Raw genomic sequence first — 23,017 nt, forward strand, 5'->3', positions numbered from 1 at the left:
AGGGGCTGCCTGTTGGACGGCGGCGCGCCCCCCGGGGTCGGACCGTAGAGGGTTCGTGGAGAAGACCGAAGACGTTGTGCGACAACGTCCGAAACGGCCTGCGACCGGGCATTTCGACGCCCGGAACGGGCCTGGACCGCGCGTCCGTCGGCCGTTTCCGGCGCCGAATCGCCGGGGTGCTTACGCCTGCGCCCGCTGCGCCTGCTCCGTGCTCAGCAGCCGTGTCAGGCGTGCCTCGTCCTGCTCGAGCTCCGCGGCGGTCGCCGGCGAGGTGAGGACTACCGAGCCGCCGCCCGCCCAGACGCCCAGCAGGCCGCGCAGCACGTCCGCCAGGGGCCCACGCCCGTCCACCAGGACACGTGCACCCTCGCCGGGCTCCGGTATCAGCCCCTTGTGCCCGACGGCGCCCGCAGCGGTCACCAGGGCCTCCTGGTCCGGGTCCACCTCGGGCACCCAGCCGATGGCGTCGCCGTAGGTCATCACAGCGGAGGCAGCGTCGATCGCGCCGGAGGGCAGGTCGCCGTCGTACCGACGGGCGAGCGCGGGCAGCGAGACGACGACAAGGTCCGCGCTGTCGCCGGCCCAGCGGTCCGGGCTGTCGGTGACCACCACGTCCGGGTACGCCCCCTCGGTGCCGGGCAGCACGACCGTCACGCCCGCGCGCCAGGCCGCAAGCGTCCACACCGCGGTCCGCCAGTGCACGGGCAGGTCGACGACGATCCGCGTGCCGGGGGCGGCGTCGAACTCCTCGACGAGCAGGTTGACGGTCTTGCTCGCCCAGTTGGCGAGGACCGCTCCGGAGAGCTCTACCCGCTCGCCGTCGTCCCCGTACCAGGTGAGGCGGGGCTGGCCGCCGTCGGCGGCGAGACGGGCGAGGAGGGTGGCGACGTCGGGCACGGGGCCGCCGCTGCGGGGCGCGATCTGCATACCGCCAGCCTAAGACGTCGGGCAGCGCTGCCTCGGGCTCCGGCAGGTACAACTCGGACCTTCGGCGTGGCGACTCGCCGGGTGTCCCGACATATGAAAAACGGGGCAGTGGGTGAGACGTACGCCACGACCTGCGGAAGGACTGGTGAATTACCCGTGGAATCCGTGGGCGTTAGCACATTTCCGCTTGACGACTCCAGGCGACACGCGTGTAATTCCATGTATGCAGTTTTCGTAGCGCATATGCAACGGGGCCTCGAAGCTGCACGTCTGGCCAGGCACGATGGATCGGCACGTGAGATCGGCAAGTGAGATCGGCAGATGTATCGGCATGGTCGGCCGGCAAGGCCCGGAGCACGGACACGGCATGGAGGGGCACGTCATGTGGAACATTCTGGAATCGGACGTGGAGTTCCCGACTGACGCCGAGAACACGGCGGCACCGGTCGCACGGGTCCTGCCGCTTTTCGGTGAGCTGTACGAGCTCACCGAACCGGACGACTCCTTGCTCGGCTGGCAGGAGCGCGCCCTGTGCGCGCAGACCGACCCGGAGGCCTTCTTCCCGGAGAAGGGCGGGTCCACCCGCGAGGCCAAGAAGGTCTGTTCCGGCTGCGAGGTCAGGGCCGAGTGCCTGGACTACGCGCTGGAGAACGACGAGCGGTTCGGTATCTGGGGCGGTCTCTCCGAGCGTGAGCGGCGCAAGCTGAAGCGCCGCGCCGTCTGACGGCAGAGTCTGAGACTTGTCTTCGATGTCCGATTGACCGTCAGACCGAACGGCAGAGTCTGACCGTTCGACCGGCGCGTCTGCGGCGTGTCGGCGCAGACGCGCCGCATCATGTGAAGCGAGATGAGCGCTCCACGCACCGACAGCCTGTCGGCTCCCAGCCCGGACCGTGGTCCCCACGAGGACACGGTCGGTCCCATCTGGGCCAAGGTCCCGGCCCAGACCGCTACCGCCGCGCCGGTGGCCGTCACAGTCACGGCCGTCGTCGTGACGCGCGGCAGCAGTCCCTACCTCGCCGCGACGCTCGCGGCGCTACGGACGCAGTCCCGCACCCCTGACGCCGTCGTGGTCGTCGACGTCGACACCGCACCCGCGACGTCCGGCCACCAGGACCTGCAGCTCGGCGGCGCCCGCTTCGTGGCCGGTGCGGGCGCCCGCACCTTCGGCGACGCGGTGGAGGCGGCGCTCGCCGCGGTCGGCACCCCGGAGCAGGGCTGGCTCTGGTTCCTGCACGACGACTCCGCCCCCGCCCCGGGCGCCCTGGCGGCCCTGACCCGGTCGGTGGAGCACTCGAACGCGGTGGCCGTCGCGGGCTGCAAGCAGCGGCGCTGGGAGACGGGCCCGGACGGCGTGCCCCTCGACCCCGACCTGTCCGACCGGGGAGTGCTCGTCGAGGTGGGGCACACCGTCTCACCGCTTGGCCGGCGCATGACCGGCATCGACGACACGGAGATCGACCAGGGGCAGCACGACGCGCGCGAGGACGTGCTCGCCGTCGGCCTCGCGGGGGCGCTGGTGCGGGCGTCGGTCTGGCGCGAGGTCGGCGGCACCGACCCGGCCTACGGCCAGCTCGGCGACTCGACCGACTTCTGCCTGCGGGTGCGGCTCGCCGGCCACCGGGTGGTCGTCGTGCCCGACGCCGTGGTGCGGCACGCGCAGGTCGCGCTGCATGCTTCCGGCTCGTCAGGGGCCCGGCGCCGCAGCCAGCTCTACCTGCGGCTGACGTCGGTGGCGCCGTGGATCCTGCCGTTCGCGATGTTCGCGATGGTGCTGTGGGCGCCGTTCGCCGCGGGCTACCGGCTCGCGATGAAGCAGCCCGACCAGGCACGTGACGAGCTGTTCGCACCGCTGTGGGCGGTGTTCCGGCTGGGGCCGCTGCTGCGCGCCCGACGCCGGATCGCGCGCACCTCGACAGTGCCCCGCAGCGTGCTGCGGCCGCTGCTGGGCACGTGGCGCGAGGTGACCGCCGAGCGACGCGACAAGCGGCTCGCCCGCGGCGAGGCACACCGGGTGGACGCCGCCCCGTCCGAGCTGGAGCAGGCGGAGCTGCAGGCGCTCGCCGTCCGGCGCCGGGCCGCGCTGGGCGCCGTGATGCTCTCCGCCGTGGGCCTGACGGCGGCGCTGTTCGGGCCCGCCCTCGGCGCCCTCGCGGCCGGCGGACGCCTGGTCGGCGGAGCGCTGCTCCCGGCGGGCGGCACGACCGCGACCGCCTGGTCGGCGGCGACGTCCGGCTGGGTGCGTGACGGACTCGGCACCGCCGCCCCGGCGGACCCGCTGCTGTTCGTGCTGACCGGCCTCTCCGCGCTGGTCGGGGGATCGCTGCAGCATGCGGTGGACGCCGTGCTCCTGCTCGCGCTGCCCGTCGCCGCCGTCGGGGCGTGGGCAGCGGCCGGCACGGTGACCCGCTCAGTGTTGCTGCGTGCGCTCGCGGCGTTCGCCTGGACCGTCGCCCCGGCATTCCTCGGAGCGCTGGACGGTGGCCTGCTCGGCGGTGTGCTGGCGCATGCGCTGCTGCCCTGGACTGCCGTCGCGCTGGTCCGTGCCGTGGGTGGGCAGGCGGTCGACAGGCTCGGGCCGCCCGACGGCGCCGCCGAGGGTTCGGCAGGTGCCACCGCGCGCGCGTCCCGGACGAGCTCCGGCTCGCTGGGCGCTGCGGGCGCGAGCGGTCTGCTGCTCGCGTGCGTGGTGGCCGGAGCGCCCGCGCTGCTCCCGGCGGCGGTACTGGTGCTGCTCGGGGCGCTGCTCGTCGCCCCGCGCCGCCGCATCTACCTCGCGCTCGCGGTCGTACCGGCGTTCGTGGTCGGCGCTCCGCTCTGGTGGACGGCGCTGCGCCACGGCAACAGCAGGCTCCTGACTGCCGAGCCGCTGGCCGGGTCCGGCGTCCCCGCGCCGGGTACCGCCTCGGGTCTCGAGCTGCTGCTGGGCCTGCCCGCTGTCCCCGCCCCCTGGTTCGACGTGCCCGGCGACGGCCTCGTGCGGTCAGTCGTCCGCGCCGTGGTGGCGGCGGGCCCCTGGGCGCTCGGCGCTCTGGTGCTCGTGCTGGCGGCTGTGGGTCTGGGCGCGGCACTCGTGGGTATCGGCCGCAAGCGGGTCGCGGAGTCGGTACAGCACGTCGCCGCGACGTCGCTGGTGGGCTGGCTGGTCGCCGCGGCGGGTCTCGCCGTCGCGGTCCTGGCCCAGGGCGACGGCAGGTGGTCCGGCCCCGGGCTGTCGCTGGTCCTGCTCGGCCTGAGCGCCGCCGCCCTCGCGGGTGTCCGTGCGCTCGCCGACAGCGGGGCGTCGCTCAAGGGTTTCCTCGGTTCGGCGCGCAAGGTCGCGGTGGTCGGGCTGGTGGTGGTCGCGCTCCTGCTTCCCGCTGCACAGGCGGCTGCTTGGCTGACCGGCTCGGGCAGCATCGCGGGCTCCGGGCGGAACGGCATGCTGCACGTGACGACCGACCCGGTGGTGCCCGCCGTCGGGCAGCAGATGCAGGCACCGCCTCGGCAGGCACGCGTGCTGGAGGTGGGCTTCGCCGGCGACACGGGTAGCACCGGTGCCACGGACGACACGGTGCAGTACGCCCTCCTGCGGGCCGACGGCTCGCAGCTCGCCGACGTCTCGGCGACGGCCAGGGCGACGGCGGACGATCGTGCCGGGGCGGGCGACGAACCGGTGAGCACGCTGGACACCGCGGTCGCGGCCCTGGTCTCCGGAGCCACCGAAGGGGTGCCGGAACAGCTGGCCGACCTCGGGATCGGTGCGGTCCAGGTCCGGTCGGACGGCGGCCTGGGCGCGACGCCCGGGACGGATCCAGCGCGCGCCGTCGGCGAGCTCGTGGCGACGCTCGACATGGTGCCGGGCATGAGCCGGGTCACCGAGGGGCAGGCGATCTCCGTGTGGCGGGTCGCCCCGGTGGGCGAACCCGCGCCGGGCTGGGCCCGTATCGAGGAGGCGGGCGCCACGGAGCAGGTGCTGGCGTCCGGGGGTACCGCCGTCCGCGCCGACGTGACCGCGGGCGGCGCGGACCGCACCGTCGTGCTCGCGGAGGCGGCCGGACCGGGCTGGCACGCCACCCTCGACGGGCGCCGGCTGGAGCCGGTGGCCGTCGACGAGTCGGCGGGCCTGCAGGCGTTCGCGCTCGGGCCCGACGCCGGGCACCTCGTGGTGCGCTACGAGGCGTCCCACCGCACGGCATGGCTGGTGCTCACGACGTTCACGCTGGTTGTCTTCGCCCTGCTGGCGCTGCCGGTGGGACGCAGGAGGGTTCGATGAAGCGCAAGAAGCTGGTGGTCCCGCCGGTCGCTCGGCGGGCGACCGCCGCGGTGGGTGGCCTGCTCTGCGCGATGGCGGTCGCCGCCCTCGCCACCACGGGCGGCGGCGAGCGGGTCGCGCCACCGGCGGAGGCCGTGCGCGCCGTCCCCGTGGCCGCCGCCGAGACCGGGCTGGTCTGCCCGATGCCTGCTGAGCTGCAGCAGCCGGACGTCGGCGACGACGAGTTCAGCGCGGTCCGGGGAGAGACCACCACGTCGCTCACCGCCGCGGTGCTGGACGGCGCGGAGGGCACGGAGTCCTCGGTCACCGCCCTGGACGGGTCCGCTGCGCCGGACCTCGCCGGCCCGCTCGTGACGGGCGGCGTCGCCGCGGTGCGCGAGGGCGCGGTCACCGGGGCGCGCGCGGTGCGCGTGACGCCGAGCGGCGCCACCTACGCGGCGGGGACCGTCGCGTCGGTGATCACCGACGGCGACCTGCGCGGCATGGTCGCGGGGCCGTGCGCGGTGCCGTCCGTCGAGCACTGGCTGGTCGGTGGCAGCACCTCGGTGGGTTCGAGCGGCCGCCTGGTGCTGCAGAACCCCGGCCGGACGCCGGCCACCGTATCGCTCGAGGCCTGGGGCGCTTCCGGTCCAGTGGTGCTGGGGAGCCGGTCGCTCGTCGTCGTGCCGCCGGGCGAGCAGGTGGTCACCATGCTCGAGGCCGTCGCACCCGACCAGAGCAGGCTCGCGCTGCACGTCACCGCCGAGGGCGGTCGCGTGGGCGCCTACGTGCAGCACCACCGCATCGAGGGCCTGGTGCCCGCGGGCGCCGACCTCGTCGTGGGAGGCGCCGCGCCGTCCCGCACGACCGCGGTGTCGGGCGTGGTCAGCACCGGCGAGCCGGTGGACGACCCGCACGCGCCACGTCTCGACCTGCTGACTCCCGGGACCGCGGCCGGCACGGCGAACCTCGCGGTGCTCGGGCCCGACGGTCCGGTCCGGCTGCGTGGCGGCGAGGAGCTGCCTCTCGAACCGGGCAGGGTCACCACCCTGCCTTTGGGCGGGCTGCCCGCCGGCTCCTACACGGTGGTCGTGGACGCCGACGTGCCGGTCGTCGCGGGCGCCGCCCTGGACAGGAAGGGCTCCGTCGCCGAGGAAGCGGTGGTCGACGGCGACCCGTACGACCGGGCCTGGCTGGCCGGGCAGGCGGTGCCATCGGCGGGGGCCGTGGCCGACGGGGCCGTCGCCGTCCCGGTCGACGCCGCCTACGGGGTGACGCTGAGCGGCGTGCCTGACGAGCGCGACCCGGACCGGATAGACGACGTGGACGACAGCACAGCGGTGGCGCTGCGCGGCGTCGGGCCGGACGGCGAGGAGGCCTGGACCCGCACGGTGGAGGTGCCGACCGGCGAGACCGTCGAGCTGGAGTGGGCGGAGCTGAAGGAGCTCGGCCCCACCGTCGCGGTGGTCGCGGAGCAGCCCTCGGGGCAGCCGGGCGTCGTCTGGTCGGTGGGCATCGCCGAGGCCGGCGACACGACCCTGTTCTCGGTGCTCTCGCCGACGGCGCCGCTCGCCGCGGGCGGGGACGTGCACGTGCGCCGGGTCGACGCGGCCGGCTGAGCGGCCGGCCAGCCAGCCGGCCGCCGATCAGGCGGCCGCCGATCAGGCGGCGAGCGTCAGGACCGGTCGCCGAAGTTCGGGTCGATCTCCTCCGGGGTGCGGGCCAGCATGTGCGCCACCTGCTCCACCACGACGTCGCGCACCAGGTCGGCGAGGTCCTCCCGGTCGAGGGCGCGCACCTCGACGGGCCGGCGGTAGACCACCACGCGCCCGGGCTGGCCGGCCTCCGCCGGGAAGAACCGGCCGAGCAGCACACCGCCGTCCTCCCACGGCGCGGGGTCCGACGGCGGTACGTCCTCGACGGCGAACTCCGTGCCGCGCAGCTGTGCGGCCCAGGTCCGGTCGAGGTCCTCGACGACGTCGAGCACGAAGTCGTCGAACCGCTGCGCCCGCGTGCGGTGCGCGGGAGTCCCGGGCGGGAACATCGGGCCCCGCAGACCGCGGCCGCGTCGGTCCCGGCGCCGGGGACGTACCGCCTCGCCGGAGGTGTCGCCCGGCTGCCCCACGGCGCCGGAGCGGATCGCCGCGAGCCGGAGCAGGTCCGCCTGGGAGGCCTTGGGGATACCGGCCTGGCTGCCGGCCTGGCTGCCGGTCGAGCCGGCGGCGCTGCTGGAGCTGCCGGACGAGCTGCCGGCCGGGCCGGGACCGCGGTCCGACCGCCGGTTCCGGCCGCGTGGAGAGAACGGAGGCACCTACCGACGATACGTCCGATCGGGGTCCCGGTTCGCCACCGCCACGGTCCGTCATTCCCCGGTGACGAGGCGCGTGAGGCCGGCACGTTGCTGTGACGCCTGCACGCGGTCGGCACCTGGCATCGAGATCGGTCCAGTGCTGGACCGATCTCGATGCGGACTGCCGACCTGGTGCGAAGCCACCGGCTTCAAGTGTTCACCAGCACGGTGCTCACCAGCACGGGAGACAACGGCTGAGCACCCCTATCCTGTTTCCGTGCGCGACGATCCCGCCGAGGCGGCGTACCGCCGGGCGCTGGCCCTGATCACTGCTCTCGTCGCGTTGACGGGTGTCCTCTGGGCGGTGCTCACCCCGGCGTTCCGTGCTCCCGACGAACCACAGCACGTCAACAGCGTGCTGCGCCTCGCGTACGGAGGCGGCTGGCCGGCCGCCGGTGAGGCGCTCGTCGGGCCGGCGGTCGACGAGGCGCGCGACCAGGCCGCCCTGGCGACGGACGTGCCCGGCCGGCACCTCGACCGGCTCGACCTGCACCCGTACGTCACCGTGCCGCCGATCCGGGACGCCGAGCGCAGCACGGTCACCGGCGCGAACGCTCTGGCCGACCCGGTGCCCGCAGGCACCGACACCCGGGGCCTGGACCCCGAGGCCGTGGACCAGATGACGCAGCACCCGCCCCTGTACTACGCGCTGGCGGCCGGCGTGCTGCACGCGACGGGCACGGCCGAGGCCCGGTGGGACGTGCAGCTGCTGGTGCTGCGGCTGTTCGACGTCGCGCTGCTGCTCCCCCTGCCGCTGCTGACCGCCGCGACCGTGCGGCGGCTCTCGCGTTCCCGCCCGGCGGCCCTGGTGGCGGCGTCGTTCACGCTGTTCGTGCCGCAGGCCGGGCACATCCTTGGCAGCGTCACCAATGACGCGCTCGTCACGCTCTGCGGCGCGGGCACCGCCTACCTGTGCGCTCGGGTGCTGACCGGCGACCTGCGCCGACGCACGGCGGTCGGGCTCGGCGGGGTGGTCGGCGTCGGGCTGCTCACCAAGGTCATGGCGGTGTTCGCGCTGCCCGTGGTCATGGCGGCCTACCTGCTGACCTCCGGCCCGCGTGGCCGGCGCGTGGTCGGCACGCTCATCGCGGGCGGTGCTGCCTACGTCGTCGGCGGCTGGTGGTGGCTGCGCAACCTGCTGGTGCTGGGAACGGTGCAGCCGGTCGGCATCCCGGACCGGTTCGTCCCCGAGGACGAGCCGCAGGGCCTCTGGTACTTCCTGCGGGTGGTCGTGACGAGCCTTACCCGGTCGTTCTTCGGCAACTTCGGCTGGCTGGAGATCCGGGTGCCCGACGCCGTCTTCTGGACCGCGGCGATCGTGGTCGCGACCCTGTGCGCGTGCGCAGTGGTGCGCGGTCCCGCGCGGCGGGCCATCGCGGTGCTCCTGCTGCAGCCGGTGGCGCTCTGGTGCGGGGTCCTGGTCAATGCCTGGCCCGACTACGCGGCCCACGGCTGGATCTCCGCCGTGCAGGGCCGGTACCTGTTCGCCGGGCTCCTGGCACTCGGCTGCGGGACGGCACTGGGCCTGCTCGCCCTGCTGGGTCCGCGCCTGCGCGGCGCGGTGCCCTGGGTGACCGGCCTGGCGGGCGCAGTCGCGGCGAGCGGCCTGGCCTACGGGTTCTGGGGCTTCTACCAGGGGCCCGGCCAGTCGGTGGCCGACGCCGCCGCCCGCTGGGCCGGGTGGAGCCCGCTGACCGGCCTTCAGCTCGTGCTGGTCGGATCCATGGCGCTGGTCGTGGGGGTCGCCGCGGTGGTGGCCGCCGTCAGGTTCTCGCGGGTCGCGTCGATCTCCCGGACCGCGCGCAGCGCGAGCACCGCCGAACCCACGACGGCCACCGCGGCCACCACGCCGACCACTGCCGCGGGCAGTGGCAGCTCGGGGTAGTAGCCCAGTCCCGGGGGTGTGACCAGCTCGACCGTCAGCCAGACCGCCAGGTCGAGCACGGTCAGCGCGGTCCAGGCGGGAAGGAGCAGCCGGGGACGTACCGCCAGGCCCGCCGCGATCGCGAGGCACAGGGGCAGCGCGACCACCAGCAGGTAGCGCGGGTAGACGCCGCCGCTGCTGGAGGCGTACCCGACCTGCACGGACACCGCGACGACCACCGCGACGACCGGCAGGGCGCCGGCCAGCGACGCCTCGACCAGCGGCGTGCGGCGTCGGACCGCCGTGACCAGCGCGATCACCAGGGGCGTCCAGACGAGCAGCGCCGCGGTGACCACGAGCGTGGTGACCGTGAGCGGCGTGCTCGGCGGCAGGCGCCCGGCCCACCAGAACAGGTCGGGCAGGCGGGCCCAGGTCACCGGGTCGGCCAGCACCGCCCACACCGGGCGTTCTGTCCGGTTCTGGTTCGCCAGTGCCCAGTCGAAGTGCGAACCGGTGATGTTGCCGGTCAGCGCGAGGTTGCGCAGGTAGAACCAGCCGCTGGTGGCCAGCACGGCCCCCGGAGCAGCCAGCGCGAGGGCGACCACGTGCCCCCACCCGCCCCGGCCCTGCGCGGCCCGGCTCGCCGCCGCGGCCAGGGCGACGCCCGCCACCACTGCGGCGATCAGGGCGGCGGACAGCCGGGTGAGCGCGCACGCGGCGGCGACCAGAGAGATCAGGGCGACCAGCCGCGCGTCGAGCCCGCGCCGGACCGCGGTGCCTGCCAGCCCGAACAGGACGGTGACCAGGACGGCGGCCAGCAGGTCGTTGTACGCGTTGCCGCCAACGTGCGCGGCGGCGGGCATGGCGCCCGCGAGGAAGGCGACGAGCGGGGGCAGCACGCTGCCCGGCCGGGTCACACGCCGGGCGCTCCACCAGGCCGTGAGCACAAAGACCCCGCTGAGCAGCACGTTCACGCCGCGCGCGGCATAGACGGCGGCGACCGTGTGCCCGGCGTCAGCCAGGGGGCCTGCCAGCGGGGCGACCAGCAGGTAGTACAGCGGCGGGTGCTGGGCGGTCCACTGCACGGGGGCGCTCCAGGCGAGCACCGGGGCCTCGGGCGGCAGCTCCAGGCCCTCCTCGAAGACGGGCAGCTCGCCGTGCCAGACCTGGTAGGCATAGTCGACATGCGGGGCCTCGTCGCCGGTCGCGTAGGGCGGGTCGGCGAGCGCCACCATCAGGGCGAGGAGCATCCCGGTGAGCACCGCGCAGCCGAGCGCCAGGCGTTCGGCGCGGCCCTCGGCCGGCGGCCGGACCGGCGGCCGGACCTGGTCGGCGACCCGGCCCGCGGCCCGGCTGAGTGTGCGGATCATGCGGCCTGCAGGGGTTCGGGGGCGGCACCCGCGGCGCGCTCGGGGCGCGGCTCGCCGACGGCGGTCCGGGTGAGCGAGACCGCGACGGCGACGCCGAGCGCGACGCCCGCGACGAGCACGACGACCAGCACGGCGCTCGGGAACGCGTACCAGTGGCCGACGGCCGCGAGGGCAGCGGCGAACGCGCCCGGCCCGGCGTCGTGCGGCATCCAGTACAGGTGCCAGACGTCGTACTGGTACGCCAGGTGCATGCCGCCGGCGAGCACCAGCAGCGCCGCCGGCACCGTCCGGCGCCACGCGGGACGCAGCACCGCCGCCCCGGCGAGCGCGACGACCATCAGCCCCACGAGGCCGGTGTACAGGTACCGCCCCTGCTGGGCGGCGCCGAGCTCGTGGAACGCCGCGAACTGTTCCCACGAGCCGCGGGCGACGATCCCCGCGAGGGCGGGTATCGGGAACAGCAGCACCAGCGTGTCGAGCCGGGGTACCGGCCTGCGCACCAGGGCCGTGACGAGACCGGCGAGGATCACCACCAGCGCGACGCGTGCCATCCACCACGAGGCGTCCTGGTCGCGGGTGGCCGCGTGGTCCTGCACGAAGAACAGCGTGATCATGCGTTCGGTGAACCGCCCGAGCCACGTGAGGCCGCCGTCGGCCCAGCCGTAGACCGGGGTGAGGTCGGGCGGGGTGACGTGCGTGCCGTGCGGCTGGAGCATGCCGTGCACCAGTACGTTGCGCACCCACCAGGCGACGCCCGGAAGGGTCGTGACGGCGACTACCAGCAGTGACGTCGCGGCGGTCCGGAGGCGTGCGCGGTACCGGTACCCGGCGACAAGGTAGGCGAGCAGGATCCACAGGGGGAGCATCAGCGCGAAGCCCTTGGTCAGCAGGGCGAGCATCGTGACGAGCCCGAGCAGGACGGCGGTGCGGCGGCTCAGGTCACCGGTGAGGACCCGGATCACCAGCAGCGTGGCGCACGCCCCGAGGATCATCAGGAGGTTGTCGTTGTTGACCGCCGACTCCAGGTGCGTCAGCTCGGGTACCGCGAGCGGGACCAGGGCGGCGGCCACCGGTAGCGGTTCGGGCAGCCGCAGGCGCCGCGCGGCGGCGAACAGCAGCAGCGGCAGCGGCAGCGCGAGCAGCGCGTTCCACCAGCGCAGGAGCAGCCACACCTGGTCCAGCGGCAGGTCCTGCCAGCCGGGTACCAGGCCTACGACGCCCGCCCCGAGCAGGTAGTACAGCGGCGGGTGCTGGACGAGCTGGTTGAACACCGGTGCGACGACGCCGTCGGGTGCCTCGGCGGTCAGCGGGGCCGTGCCGCCGGCGTCCACGTACGAGGGCCGTTCGCCGCGTGGCGGCACGTCCTGGCGGTCTGCCAGGTGCAGCGGCCCGTCGAGGCTGTCGGCATCGACGAAGCCGCCCGCCGTCACGCCCTGCGTGACGTAGGCGGTGCCTGGGCCGGGCCATGGCCAGGCGTCGCCCTGCCGCACCTGGAGGATCAGGTCCACGTGCTGGCGCTCGTCGGGCGAACGGACATTGGGGAAGACGGCGGTCTGGCCGAGCATCACCGCCAGGTGCAGGAGCACGACCAGCCACACGACGACCGGAACCGCGCGAGGTCGGGTCACGCGAGCAGGGTAACCGCGCCGGTCCGGGCACTTCGGTCACGGCCCGATAACAGTAATTACATGGCACTCAATGTTCATGTGGTGGCCATGTCTCGTGCTTACGGTGACGACCTCGCTCCTTGCCGCAACTGCTTAACGCTACTGCTTACCGAAAGCCCGCTACCGAAAGCACAGGGCCATGAAGCTGTTCGTGCAGATTCCCTGCTTGAACGAGGAAGAAACCCTTCCTCAGGTGCTTGCCACGATTCCCCGCAGCATTCCCGGGATCGACGAGATCGAGATCCTGGTCGTCGACGACGGGTCGACGGACGGCACCGTCGAGGTGGCCCGCCGCCTCGGTGTGCGGCACTTCGTCCACCACACCCGCAACATGGGGCTGGCCAGGTCGTTCCGAGACGGCGTCGACTACGCGCTCCGGCACGGCGCGGACATCGTGGTGAACACCGACGGCGACAACCAGTACCCGCAGGAGCGGATAGGCGACCTGGTGATGCCCGTGGTGCTCGGCGATGCCGACATCGTGATCGCAGACCGGCAGACCGGGACGATAGAGCACTTTTCGCCGCTGAAGAAGGCGCTGCAGAAGATAGGCAGCAATGTCGTCAACTTCGCCGCCGGAACGGATCTGCCCGACGCCGCCAGCGGCTTTCGCGCGTATTCACGCGGGGCGCTGATGCGGCTCAACGTCGTCACGCAGTTCAGCTACTGCATGGAGACGATCATCCAGGCCGGGAACAAGCGCCTCCGGATCCAGAGCCTGCCGATCACCACCAATGCGAAGACCCGCGAGTCGCGGCTCTTCACGAGCATGTGGCAGCACATCGTCAAGTCGGGGCAGGCGATCAGTCGGTCCTACGTGATGTACAAGCCGCACGCGGTGTTCCTCACGCTCGGGCTCGTCTTCGCGGTCGGTGCGGCGGTGCCGTTCGGCCGCTACGCGGTGCTCCTCGCGACCGGCACCCCCGGGCAGCACCTCCAGTCGATAGTGCTCGGGGCGACCTCGATGGTGGGGGTGCTGCTCAGCTTCGCCCTGCTCGTGCTGGCGGACCTCCAGCGCACCAACCGCGTACTGCTCGAGGAGACGCTGGAACGCCTCAAGGACGTGCAGTACGGCACGACGGCGGCTCCGGTCGGATCGGCGGCCGCGGAGAGCCGGAGGCCGTCCGGCGGCAACGAGCCGGGCCCGGTCGACCGGACCGGACCGCTGGACCGCGCCCAGCCGACGGGGCCCGCCGACCTCTCGGCAGCCGTCCAGTGATCGCTTTCGGCACGTACGACGCCGCGCGCCACCCCCGCATCGCCGTCCTGATCGCAGGGCTGCGCGCCCACGGCAGCAAGGTCACCGAGCTCAACCGGCCGCTCGGGTTCTCCACCGCCGAGCGGGTGCGCATGCTCCAGCAGCCGTGGCGGCTGCCCGCCCTCGCGATCCGGCTGCTGCTGTGCTGGGCGGGCCTGGTGCGCGACACCGTACGGCAGCGGCGGGCGGAGGGCCTGCCCGGTGCCGTGCTCGTCGGCTACCTCGGGCACTTCGACGTCGTCCTCGCACGGCTGCTCCACCCGCGCTCGGTGATAGTGCTCGACCACCTGGTCTTCGCCGGGGATACCGCCACCGACCGCGGCGCCGCGGGCCTGCGGGTGCGGCTGCTGACCGGGCTGGACCGGCTGGCCGTCGCGTGCGCCGACGTCGTCGTCACGGACACCGAGGAGCACCGGCAGATGCTCCCGGACCCGGACAAGGGCGTCGTCGTGCTGGTCGGCGCGCCGGACGCCTGGCGGACGGCGGCCTCCCCGCCGGCCGCCCCGGCCGACGAAGAGCTGTCCGTCGTGTTCTTCGGGCTGTACACGCCGCTGCAGGGCGCACCAGTCATCGCCGAGGCGGTGCGCGACGCCGTCGCAGCGGGTGCCGCGCTGCGCGTGACGATGGTCGGCGCGGGCCAGGACCTGCCCCTGGCGTGCCAGATCCTCGCGGGCACGCCGGGCGTGACCTGGCACGACTGGGTGGAGGCCGACGAGCTGCCCGGCCTCGTCGCCCGGCACCAGGTCTGCCTGGGCATCTTCAGCGACACCCCGAAGGGCGTGCGAGTAGTGCCGAACAAGGTGTACCAGGGCCTCGCGGCAGGCTGCGTGGTGGTCACCTCGGACACCCCGCCCCAGCGCAGGGCAGTGGGGGAGAACGTCGAGCTGGTCCCGGCGGCCGACCCCCGGGCGCTCGCGGCCGCGCTCGTCGACCTCTGCGACCCCGCGGCGCTGGCCGCTGCCCGGGAACGTGCTGCGCGCGGCCGGGACCTGATCCGCCCGCAGGTCGTCACCGAACCGCTGGTCGCCGAGCTGCGGCGCAGGGGGGTGCTGTGACGCTCGTCCGTGGCGCGCTGGCCGCCCTGCGGTCGCGGTGGGTGCGATGGGGTTTCCTGGCCGCCGCGATCGGGCTGGCCATCTGGTACGTGCTGGGCAACCGGGAGGCCCTGGCTCGCGCCGCGACGGACCTGTCCGGGGCCGAGGTGGTCCTGGTCGTCGTCCTCGGCGCCCTGTACGTGTGGTGCACGCTGCTCGCCTGGCGCGCGGTCCTGGCGGACCTCGGCTCGCCCCTGTCGTTGCGGAGCGCCGTCGCCGTGTTCGGCGTCAGCCAGCTCGGCAAGTACGTGCCCGGCGGCGTGTGGAACGTCGTGGCCGCCGCAGAGGTCGGGGCGGGCCACGGCGTGCCCCGCAGCAGGTCAGCCGCGTCGATGCTGGTCGCCGTCGCCGTGTCGGTGGCATCGGGCGCCGCCGTGGGCGCGGTGGCGCTGCCGTTCGTGTCCGCCGGAGCGCTGGGCGCGTGGTCCTGGGTGGTGTGGGCGGCGCCCGTCGTCGTGCTGGTGCTCGCGCCGCCGGTGCTCAACCGCCTGATCGGGTCGGCCGTCCGTCTCACGGGGCGCGCCGCGCTGGAGCACCCGATGACGTGGGGCGGTCTGGCACGCGCCACGGCCTGGTCGGTGGCCGGGTGGCTCGTCGCGGGACTGCAGCTCTGGGTGCTCTGCGCGGGGCTCGGCCTGCCCCTCACCGTCCGGACCTTCGCCCTGGCGGCCGGTGGCTGGGCGCTCGCATGGACCGCCGGATTCCTGTTCGTGGTCGCGCCGGCCGGCGCGGGCGTGCGCGAGCTGGTGCTGGCCGCGGTCCTCGCGGGGGCGCTGCCCGCCCCTGCCGCGGCCCTCGCGGTGCTCGTCAGCAGGGTGGTCCTGACTCTTGTCGACCTAGCCTTCGCGGGCGTGGGGCTCCTGCTGGCCCGCCGCGGAAGCAGACAGCGAGAATGACCATGCACCTGCTGCCACGCCGGGCGTGATCCTGGCAGCAACTGCATTGTCATTCCGCCGGTGGCCGCCCACCCCAACTCGAGCTCGGGCGTTACGCCCGTGATCGTCCGGCGTGTTCGGCACGTTGTGCCCGGTCAGGGCGTAGTCTCGGCGCGTGAGATCGGTGAGACAGTGTTCGCGCTCGGCCTGTACAAACGCGGCCGTAGCGACGCTCACATACGTGTATGCGGACTCGACGGCGGTACTTGGTCCGCTTGCGCACCTGGCCGAGCCCCACAGCTACGACCTGTGTGCTGAGCACGCCGAGCGGCTGACGGCACCGCGCGGGTGGGAGGTGCTCCGCCTGATGCCGGAGTTCGAGGACGCCGGGCCCAGTCCGGACGACCTGTCCGCCCTCGCCGACGCCGTGCGTGAGGCCGGCAAGGTGCGCCGCCCGGCGGAGCCGCCGACGGTCACGGAGACGGCCCGCCGCGGCCACCTCCGAGTCCTGCGCGCGGATGACGACAACTCAGCCTGACGCCCTGACGCCCGCTGAGTGCTGGGTATTTGTCCCCTCGAAACGGTTCGAATGGGCAAATACCCAGCACTCAACGAACTGGGGAAGCTACGGGACCCAGGCGCAGACCGCGTGGCCCGCGCCCGAGAGCGTCAGGTTCCCCGCGTCGTGCGGCACGAAGACCGACTCGCCCTGCGCCAGGCGCTGCGGCCCGTCCTCCGAGCGGTCGGCGTCGAGCTTCAGCTCGCCGGCCAGGCACAGCAGGATCCGCGGGCCGGTGCCGGGCAGCGTGACCGGCTCGGCGGGGTCGACGTCGGCGGTCGTGAGCGCGAACTCCGTGACCGGCACCCGGTAGGTGTGCACCTGTCCGCGGCTGCCGGACGTCGTCATCTCAGGGATGGACGGCTGCTGCGGGGAGAACACGGTGCAGGCAACGAGGTTCTCCTCGTCGACGAGCTTCGTGGTGAGCCCGGCGCGCAGCACGTTGTCCGAGCTGGCCATGATCTCGATGCCGAGCCCCGACAGGTAGGCGTGCACGACGCCGGCGGGCGTGAACGCCGCCTCACCCGGCTCGAGCGAGAACCGGTTGAGCATGAGGGACGCGATCGCACCAGGGTCGCCCGGGTGCTGCTCGGCGAGGTCGACGACCGTGCGGTCGGCGCGCTCGAACGGGGAGCCGGCCGCGAGCCGGGCCCGGACGGAGTCGAGCGTGACCTGGATGTCGGCGGTGCAGGCTTCGTCCGCACGCGCGGACAGGAGGTGGTTGAACGCCTCGCGCATGCCGTCGTGGCTGCGGTCGCGCAGGAGCGCGGTGCGGACGCCGTCGACCAGGCTGCCCGCCAGACCGTCCAGCACGTCCAGGATGATGCGGGGCGTGCGGAAACCCGCGAGCCCCTCGAACTGCGACAGCGCGACGATCATCTCGGGCTTGTGCTGGTCGTCCTTGAAGGACCGCTTCGACGACGACAGCGGCAGACCCGCCTTGTTCTCGCGCGCGAAGCCCTCCCGGGCCTGCCGCGGCGAGGGGTGCACCTGCAGCGAGAGCGCCTTGCCCGCGGCCAGGATCTTCAGCAGATAGGGGAGGCGGGGGCCGAACTGCTCCGCCACGCGGTGGCCGAGCGTCTGCACCGGCGCCTCGCGGACCAGGCGGTCGAGCGCGACGTCCTCGTCCTCGATCACGCTGACGGACGGCGCGCTGGGGTGTGCGCCGAGCCACAGCTCGGCCTGTGGACCGCCGTCGGGCTGGGCGCCGAGCAGGGTCGGGATCGCTTCGACGGACCCCCAGTCGTACCGCTGGATCGTGTTGGTCAGCGGAAGCGGGGCGTGAAATTGGGCGACTGCGAGCACCGCGCAAGGATAGCCCTACGAAACGGCCCGTTTCTGGAGGTTGTGTGCCGGGAGCGGGATGTACGGGTGGGCACCGGTAGGTCCGGGGTTTTCTCAGGGTGCGACCAGGGGTGTGCTTGATCGCATCTGGCCGCTCGGCTCCGTAGGCTGTCGGCGTGGCCATCGACCTGAGTTCCATCGTCAAGGCGTACGACGTACGCGGTGTTGTTCCCGACCAGTTCTCGCCGCAGGTGGCGGAGGCCCTGGGGGTCGCGTTCGCGCGGGTCGTGGTGATCCCCGACGCCACGGGCTCCGCGCGTCCCGGCGTCGTGATCGGCCGGGACATGCGGGACTCGGGTCCCGAGCTCGTCGACGCGTTCGCGCGGGGCCTGACGTCGGAGGGGGTGGACGTGACACTGATCGGCCTGTGCTCGACCGACGGCCTCTACTACGCGTCGGGGCAGCTGTCCCTTCCGGGCGCGATGTTCACCGCCAGCCACAACCCGGCGCGGTACAACGGGATCAAGCTGTGCCGGTCCGGCGCCCGGCCCGTGGGGCAGGAGACGGGACTGGCGGAGATCCGGGAGCTGGCGCAGGGGATCCTCGACGGGGTCACTACAGGCTCGACCAGCGCGGGTTCGACCAGCGGCGCGGGCTCGGTGACCCAGCGGGACCTGCTCGCGGACTACGCCGGGTTCCTGCGGTCGCTCGTGGACCTGGCAGACGCCCGGCCGCTCAAGGTGGTCGTCGACGCGGGCAACGGCATGGCGGGCCTCACGGTGCCCGCGGTCCTCGGTGACGCCGCGGGTCTCGCCGGGTTGCCGCTGGACCTGGTGCCGCTCTACTTCGAGCTCGACGGCTCGTTCCCGAACCACGAGGCCAACCCGCTGGATCCGGCCAACCTGATCGACCTGCAGGCGGCGGTCGTGGCGAACGAGGCGGACCTGGGCCTCGCGTTCGACGGCGACGCCGACCGGTGCTTCGTGGTCGACGAACGCGGCGGCGCCGTCTCGCCGTCGGCGATCACCGCCCTGGTGGGGCTGGCCGAGGTCACCAAGGAGCTGGCCGAGGGCCGCACGCCCACGGTGATCCACAACCTCATCACCTCCCGCGCGGTCCCGGACCTGCTGTCGGCGGCCGGCGCGACGACGGTGCGCACCCGGGTGGGCCACTCGTTCATCAAGGCGCAGATGGCCGAGCACGGCGCGGTGTTCGGTGGGGAGCACAGCGCGCACTACTACTTCCGGGACTTCTGGTTCGCGGACACCGGCATGCTGGCGGCCCTGCACGTCCTGGCCGCGCTGAGCACCCAGGACCACACGATGTCCGAGCTCGCCGAGATGTTCGAGCCGTACTACGGCTCGGGGGAGATCAACTCGACGGTGTCCGACGCCGCCGCCGCGACCGACCGGGTGCTCGACGCCTACCGGGCCGCCTACCCGGGGGTCGTCGTCGACACGCTCGACGGCGTCACCGTCTCCCACTGGGAGGCCCACCCGCAGTGGTGGTTCAACCTGCGCGCCTCCAACACCGAGCCGCTGCTGCGGCTCAACGTCGAGGCCGCCGACGAGGACATCATGGAGAAGGTGCGCGACGACGTCCTGTCGCTCGTGCGTGAGACCGCCGGCTCGGCCGAGGGAGAAGAGGCACTGTGAGCACGAACAAGATCGACGGGCTGGAGCCCTGGGTACGCGAGATCCTGCGCTGCCCCGTGACCGGCGCGACGCTGGTCGACGCCGTCGGGCCCGACGGCGAGCCGGAACTGCACTCGACCGACCCCGAGCGGCCGCTCGCCTACCCCGTGCGCAACGGTGTCCCGGTGCTGCTGGAGTCGGACGCCCGCCCGCTCTGAGGCCGACGACGGCGTCGCGCCGCAGGCCGACGGCGTCGCCGCCGTCGGCCGGGACGGCTCAGGCCGTGCGGGTCCCGCGACGAGGTGTCAGCGCGTGCTGACGCGCTTGATCCACGACGACGGCAAGCCACCCTCGGAGTGCGGGCTCACCGCGGCGCGGAGCTGGTCGGCCGACTTCGTGAGCGTGCCGGTCTGCCCGTTCGACGACCGCGCCCGCAGCGTCCGTACCTGGCCGCTCTCGTACCGCGAGACCACCCACACCGCCGTGACGTCCGGCAGGTCGAACAGGGCGCGCGCATGGGCCTGCGTCAGGACCCGTACCCAGCTCGCGTACCGGTTGCCCGGAGCCGCCGCGGAGTACGGATCGGCCACCGACCGTTCGTGGGACAGCGCCGAAGACCACACGTCCTCGGAGTTGGCGGTGCGGCCGCCGCTGGACGAGTAGTAGTGCGCCTGGACCGGTCGGCCGCTGGACGTCAGCACCACCGCCCGGGTGGGGGAGAGCTGCGTCGAGCTGACGGCGCCGATCCAGGCGCTGCGGTAGGCGGCGGCGGCGTCCTGCCAGCCCACGAAGTTCTGGTCCCGCACGTCGTCGACGACGTGGCAGCCGCACGCCGACTTCCACCTGTCCCTCTTGAGCAGCGCGTACGACCGCGCCACGACTGCCTGCGCGCGCAGGGCCTCCTTGCCGCCACTGGTGCCCCAGGAGCTCGGCATCTCCGCCAGCCCCCACAGGTACTCGGAGTTCAGCCGCAGCTGGTTGACGACGTTCACGCCCCCCTGCGACTCCGACAGCACCATCTGGCCGTGCCGGTAGATCCCCTGGGCGCCGACGACGTCGACGACAGCCGGCGCGACGTACGGCCGGTGGTAGCGGGTGCCGGACCAGCGCAGGATCAGGTTCTCGCGCTGGTACCGCTTGCCCTCCGCCCAGACGACTGCGTCGCCGTCCTGCGCGGAGACGTGCATCGTCCCGCCCCACCCGGACGCCAGGAGCCTGCTGCCCGCGAGCAGCAGCCACTGCCCCTTGCGGACCGTGATGTCGGTCTTCGCCGGGTCGTCGTGACCCGAGTACCCGTAGGGGTCGGGGCCGAAGACCTGGACGTTGATGAGAGTGGGGGTGGCCCGTGCCTCCACCGCCGTGCCGCTGTAGAAGTGCCGCAGGATCCGGCTCGCGCCGTGCCCCCGGCGCGCCATCTCGTAGGCCCCGTACTGGGGCATCCCCACGCCGTGGCCGTACCCGGAACCATGGAGCAGGAACTCGTCCGGGAGGGCGGCGGCAGCCGTGATCCCGGGAGCCGTGCACAGCAGCGCCAGGGTCACCGCCGCGGCGGCGAGACGAGCCCGCAGGCCTGCAGATCGAGCCGTCATGTCGAACACCCCCGGTGCCACCATGCATCACCGGTGCGGTGTCGGCACCCGGGGCGTGTGACCAACTTGGCGGGTGATTTATCTGTCTGCCGGATCAACTTTGCGGGCGAGTCCAGTTCCGGCGACCTACCCTCACGGAGGGAGCTGCTGAAGCGCTCCCGCGATTCGAGGGGTAGCCGTTCTTTGTCCAGTATCTTGCTCGATGTTCCTCAGGGACCGACCGTTGACGACCGTCGGACCCGCCGTGCGAGCACCCAGCGGAAGTTCCTTCCCGAGGTCCAGGCCCTGCGGGCGCTCGCCGTAGCGCTGGTGATCGTGTACCACCTCGAGCCCCGGCTGGTGCCTGGTGGCTTCATCGGCGTCGACGTGTTCTTCGTGATCTCCGGCTTCCTGATCTCCGGGCACATGCTGCGCGAGGTCCGGGAGACGGGCCGGCTGTCCCTCGCGCGGTTCTGGGCGAACCGTGCCCGCCGCATCCTGCCGGCGGGCCTGCTGGTCATCGGCCTCACCTCCGCCGTCTCCACCTGGGTGATCGCGTCGTCCGAGTGGCTGAACCTCCAGCGCCAGGCCCTCGCCAGCATCTTCTACGTGCAGAACTGGCTGCTCGCCAGGGACTCCGTCGACTACCTCGCCGCGGACAACGCACCCACGCCGTTCCAGCACTTCTGGTCGCTCGCGGTCGAGGAGCAGTTCTACCTGCTGTGGCCGCTCGTGGTCGTCGTGATGGCCGCACTGGCAGTGCGGACCGCCCGTGCCGGCCGGCGGCCCCGCGTGGGCCGCTGGGTCTTCGCGGGATTCGGCGTCCTCGTCGCCGCCTCGTTCGTCTGGAGCGTGCTCGAGGTACAGGCGCAGGACCCGTCGGCCTACTTCGTCACCACCACCCGCCTGTGGGAGCTGGGCGCGGGCGGCATGCTCGCCGTCGTGCTCCGGCACACCGAGCGGTTCGCCCTCGCCAGGGCGTTCCTGGCGCTCGCGGGCCTCGGGACCATCGCGGCGGGCGCGTTCCTGATGTCCTCGGAGACGCCGTTCCCCGGTGTCGCGGCCCTCGTACCCGTCCTCGGCACGGTCGCGGTGATTGCCGCGGGCCGGACGTACGGCGTCGGCTCGCTCACGTGGCTCGTGGACCGGAGCTGGGTGCAGTGGCTGGGCAACGTCTCCTACTCGGCCTACCTCTGGCACTTCCCGGTGATCGTGTTCTTCGTCGCGTGGGCGGACCGCGACCCCCGGCCCTTCGAGTCGGTGGGACTGCTCGCGCTGTCGCTCGTGGCGGCACAGGCCAGCTACACCCTGGTGGAGCAGCCGCTCCGCACCGCCCGCTGGGTGCGGCGCGGCAACACCAGGGTCCTGGTCGCCGCCGCGGCGGCGATGGCGGTCACCAGCGTGGTGGCACTCGTCCCCGGCTATCGCGCGGCGGAGCAGGAGCAGGAGTGGGTGGAACGAGCGGACGTCGTCGCGATCGCCCCCGGCTCCGGCTTCGGCGCGGAGGCGGTGCACGACGGCATCTTCCCCGCGTACGTCACGGACGAGCGGGTGCTCGTGCCGAACGTCGCCGACCTGGGCAAGGAGCTCGCGCCCATGTTCGGCAACGGCTGCACGTCGGGCGAGGCGGACGGCGTCACCAAGGGCTGCACGTTCGGCAACAAGACGGGCGAGCACACGATCGCGCTGGTCGGCGACTCGCACATGCGGATGCTCGGTACCCCGCTCGTCAAGATCGCCGAGGAGAACGGGTGGCGGGTGCGGACCTATCTGCACAACTCCTGCCCGTTCGCGCTCGAGCCGCGCACCCTGCCAGGTGGCCCGGCCTGCGTCGAGGCCAACCGGGGGACGCTCGATGCCCTGCTGGCGGACCCGCCGGACGTCGTCGTGACCACCTTCTACTCGGGCTCGGAGTTCCGCCCGTCCGGTTCGGGACGCCCGCCGGGCGTCGAAGGCCTGCGGCAGGTCTGGGACGAGCTGGAGGACGCCGGCTCGCGCGTCATAGTCATCGCGGACGCACCCCGGCCACAGGGTGACGTGACCGAGTGCGTGGCGGACCACCAGGCGGATCCGGGGCGATGCGACATCTCCCGGACCGAGGCGCTCGACCGGCCGGGCGCGTACACGCTCCGGCAAGCGGTCGAGGCGTCCGGCAGGGTCGAGCTCGTGGACCTCACCGACTACTACTGCGACAGCGAGCGCTGCCCGGCGGTGGTCGGGAACGTGCTGATCTACCGCGACAGCAACCACGTCACGGACACGTACGCCCGCTCCATGCAGCCGTACCTCGCCGAGGCCATCGGGATCGGCGGCTGAGCCCCGCGGGCCGAGCC

Annotated in this window: 16 protein-coding genes; 11 read left to right on the plus strand and 5 right to left on the minus strand. The window is 73.4% G+C overall.

The genetic code is table 11. The annotated features are described in order from the left end of the window. Positions 1–180: 180 nt before the first annotated feature. Complete coding sequence (locus AB0F70_RS14245; protein WP_357449005.1) at positions 181–927, minus strand: TIGR03089 family protein; 747 nt, start codon at positions 925–927, stop codon at positions 181–183. 382 nt (positions 928–1,309) lie between these two features. Here AB0F70_RS14245 and AB0F70_RS14250 point away from each other — a divergent pair, with 382 nt between their 5' ends. The 3 genes from AB0F70_RS14250 (at position 1,310) to AB0F70_RS14260 (ending at position 6,780) form a co-directional block, all read left to right on the plus strand. Continuing rightward, complete coding sequence (locus AB0F70_RS14250) at positions 1,310–1,651, plus strand: WhiB family transcriptional regulator (protein WP_357449210.1); 342 nt, start codon at positions 1,310–1,312, stop codon at positions 1,649–1,651. Positions 1,652–1,774: 123 nt separating this feature from the next. Continuing rightward, positions 1,775–5,182 (plus strand): glycosyltransferase, encoded by a 3,408-nt coding sequence (locus AB0F70_RS14255; protein ID WP_357449007.1) that lies wholly within the window; start codon positions 1,775–1,777, stop codon positions 5,180–5,182. After that, on the plus strand, positions 5,179–6,780 hold the full coding sequence (locus AB0F70_RS14260; protein ID WP_357449009.1) for a DUF5719 family protein: 1,602 nt from the start codon (positions 5,179–5,181) through the stop codon (positions 6,778–6,780). The genes AB0F70_RS14255 and AB0F70_RS14260 overlap by 4 nt, the downstream gene beginning before the upstream one ends. A gap of 56 nt (positions 6,781–6,836) precedes the next feature. On the opposite strand, the gene AB0F70_RS14265 is transcribed toward AB0F70_RS14260, so the two are convergent. Beyond that, entirely contained in the window at positions 6,837–7,472 is a 636-nt protein-coding gene (locus tag AB0F70_RS14265) for a metallopeptidase family protein (RefSeq protein ID WP_357449011.1), read from the minus strand. Between the two features lie 256 nt (positions 7,473–7,728). Here AB0F70_RS14265 and AB0F70_RS14270 point away from each other — a divergent pair, with 256 nt between their 5' ends. Next, positions 7,729–9,396, plus strand: coding sequence for a DUF2142 domain-containing protein (locus AB0F70_RS14270; protein WP_357449013.1), 1,668 nt, complete (start codon positions 7,729–7,731; stop codon positions 9,394–9,396). 1,345 nt (positions 9,397–10,741) lie between these two features. Here AB0F70_RS14270 and AB0F70_RS14275 read toward each other — a convergent pair. Beyond that, positions 10,742–12,373, minus strand: a complete 1,632-nt coding sequence (locus tag AB0F70_RS14275) for a glycosyltransferase family 39 protein (protein ID WP_357449015.1) — start codon at positions 12,371–12,373, stop codon at positions 10,742–10,744. Positions 12,374–12,551: 178 nt separating this feature from the next. Between AB0F70_RS14275 and AB0F70_RS14280 the strand changes: the two genes are divergently transcribed. The 4 genes from AB0F70_RS14280 (at position 12,552) to AB0F70_RS14295 (ending at position 16,177) form a co-directional block, all read left to right on the plus strand. After that, positions 12,552–13,631 (plus strand): glycosyltransferase family 2 protein, encoded by a 1,080-nt coding sequence (locus AB0F70_RS14280; protein WP_357449017.1) that lies wholly within the window; start codon positions 12,552–12,554, stop codon positions 13,629–13,631. Beyond that, the gene (locus AB0F70_RS14285; protein ID WP_357449019.1) at positions 13,628–14,725 is read left to right on the plus strand and encodes a glycosyltransferase; all 1,098 of its coding nucleotides are present in this window, start codon (positions 13,628–13,630) and stop codon (positions 14,723–14,725) included. Before AB0F70_RS14280 ends, AB0F70_RS14285 begins: the two co-directional genes overlap by 4 nt. Next, the gene (locus AB0F70_RS14290; protein WP_357449021.1) at positions 14,722–15,660 is read left to right on the plus strand and encodes a lysylphosphatidylglycerol synthase domain-containing protein; all 939 of its coding nucleotides are present in this window, start codon (positions 14,722–14,724) and stop codon (positions 15,658–15,660) included. Before AB0F70_RS14285 ends, AB0F70_RS14290 begins: the two co-directional genes overlap by 4 nt. Before the next feature lie 154 nt (positions 15,661–15,814). Then, a complete protein-coding gene (locus tag AB0F70_RS14295; RefSeq protein ID WP_357449023.1) occupies positions 15,815–16,177 on the plus strand; it encodes a DUF3499 domain-containing protein in 363 nt (120 codons plus the stop codon). Positions 16,178–16,264: 87 nt separating this feature from the next. Here AB0F70_RS14295 and manA read toward each other — a convergent pair whose 3' ends face one another. Then, entirely contained in the window at positions 16,265–17,503 is a 1,239-nt protein-coding gene (gene manA, locus AB0F70_RS14300; RefSeq protein WP_357449025.1) for a mannose-6-phosphate isomerase, class I, read from the minus strand. Positions 17,504–17,658: 155 nt separating this feature from the next. Here manA and AB0F70_RS14305 point away from each other — a divergent pair, with 155 nt between their 5' ends. Continuing rightward, positions 17,659–19,137 carry a phosphomannomutase/phosphoglucomutase gene (locus tag AB0F70_RS14305; protein ID WP_357449027.1) on the plus strand — a complete coding sequence of 493 codons (1,479 nt, stop codon included), beginning with the start codon at positions 17,659–17,661 and terminating at the stop codon, positions 19,135–19,137. Next, positions 19,134–19,334 (plus strand): hypothetical protein, encoded by a 201-nt coding sequence (locus AB0F70_RS14310; RefSeq protein WP_357449029.1) that lies wholly within the window; start codon positions 19,134–19,136, stop codon positions 19,332–19,334. Before AB0F70_RS14305 ends, AB0F70_RS14310 begins: the two co-directional genes overlap by 4 nt. A gap of 87 nt (positions 19,335–19,421) precedes the next feature. Here the strand turns inward: AB0F70_RS14310 and AB0F70_RS14315 are convergent, their stop codons facing one another. Continuing rightward, positions 19,422–20,705 carry a SpoIID/LytB domain-containing protein gene (locus AB0F70_RS14315; protein WP_357449031.1) on the minus strand — a complete coding sequence of 428 codons (1,284 nt, stop codon included), beginning with the start codon at positions 20,703–20,705 and terminating at the stop codon, positions 19,422–19,424. A 195-nt stretch (positions 20,706–20,900) separates the two neighbouring features. Here AB0F70_RS14315 and AB0F70_RS14320 point away from each other — a divergent pair, with 195 nt between their 5' ends. Further along, positions 20,901–23,000, plus strand: a complete 2,100-nt coding sequence (locus AB0F70_RS14320) for an acyltransferase family protein (RefSeq protein ID WP_357449033.1) — start codon at positions 20,901–20,903, stop codon at positions 22,998–23,000. The last annotated feature ends 17 nt before the right edge of the window (positions 23,001–23,017 follow it).

The sequence above is a fragment of the Promicromonospora sp. NPDC023805 genome, from assembly GCF_040639635.1.
Lineage (GTDB): Bacteria > Actinomycetota > Actinomycetes > Actinomycetales > Cellulomonadaceae > Promicromonospora.

Excerpts from the sequence above, each read along its gene's own strand:
- AB0F70_RS14280 (WP_357449017.1), top strand. The coding sequence starts at position 12,552 with ATGAAGCTGTTCGTGCAGATTCCCTGCTTGAACGAGGAAGAAACCCTT.
- AB0F70_RS14245 (WP_357449005.1), bottom strand. The coding sequence starts at position 927 with ATGCAGATCGCGCCCCGCAGCGGCGGCCCCGTGCCCGACGTCGCCACC.
- AB0F70_RS14255 (WP_357449007.1), top strand. The coding sequence starts at position 1,775 with ATGAGCGCTCCACGCACCGACAGCCTGTCGGCTCCCAGCCCGGACCGT.
- AB0F70_RS14315 (WP_357449031.1), bottom strand. The coding sequence starts at position 20,705 with ATGACGGCTCGATCTGCAGGCCTGCGGGCTCGTCTCGCCGCCGCGGCG.
- AB0F70_RS14250 (WP_357449210.1), top strand. The coding sequence starts at position 1,310 with ATGTGGAACATTCTGGAATCGGACGTGGAGTTCCCGACTGACGCCGAG.
- AB0F70_RS14260 (WP_357449009.1), top strand. The coding sequence starts at position 5,179 with ATGAAGCGCAAGAAGCTGGTGGTCCCGCCGGTCGCTCGGCGGGCGACC.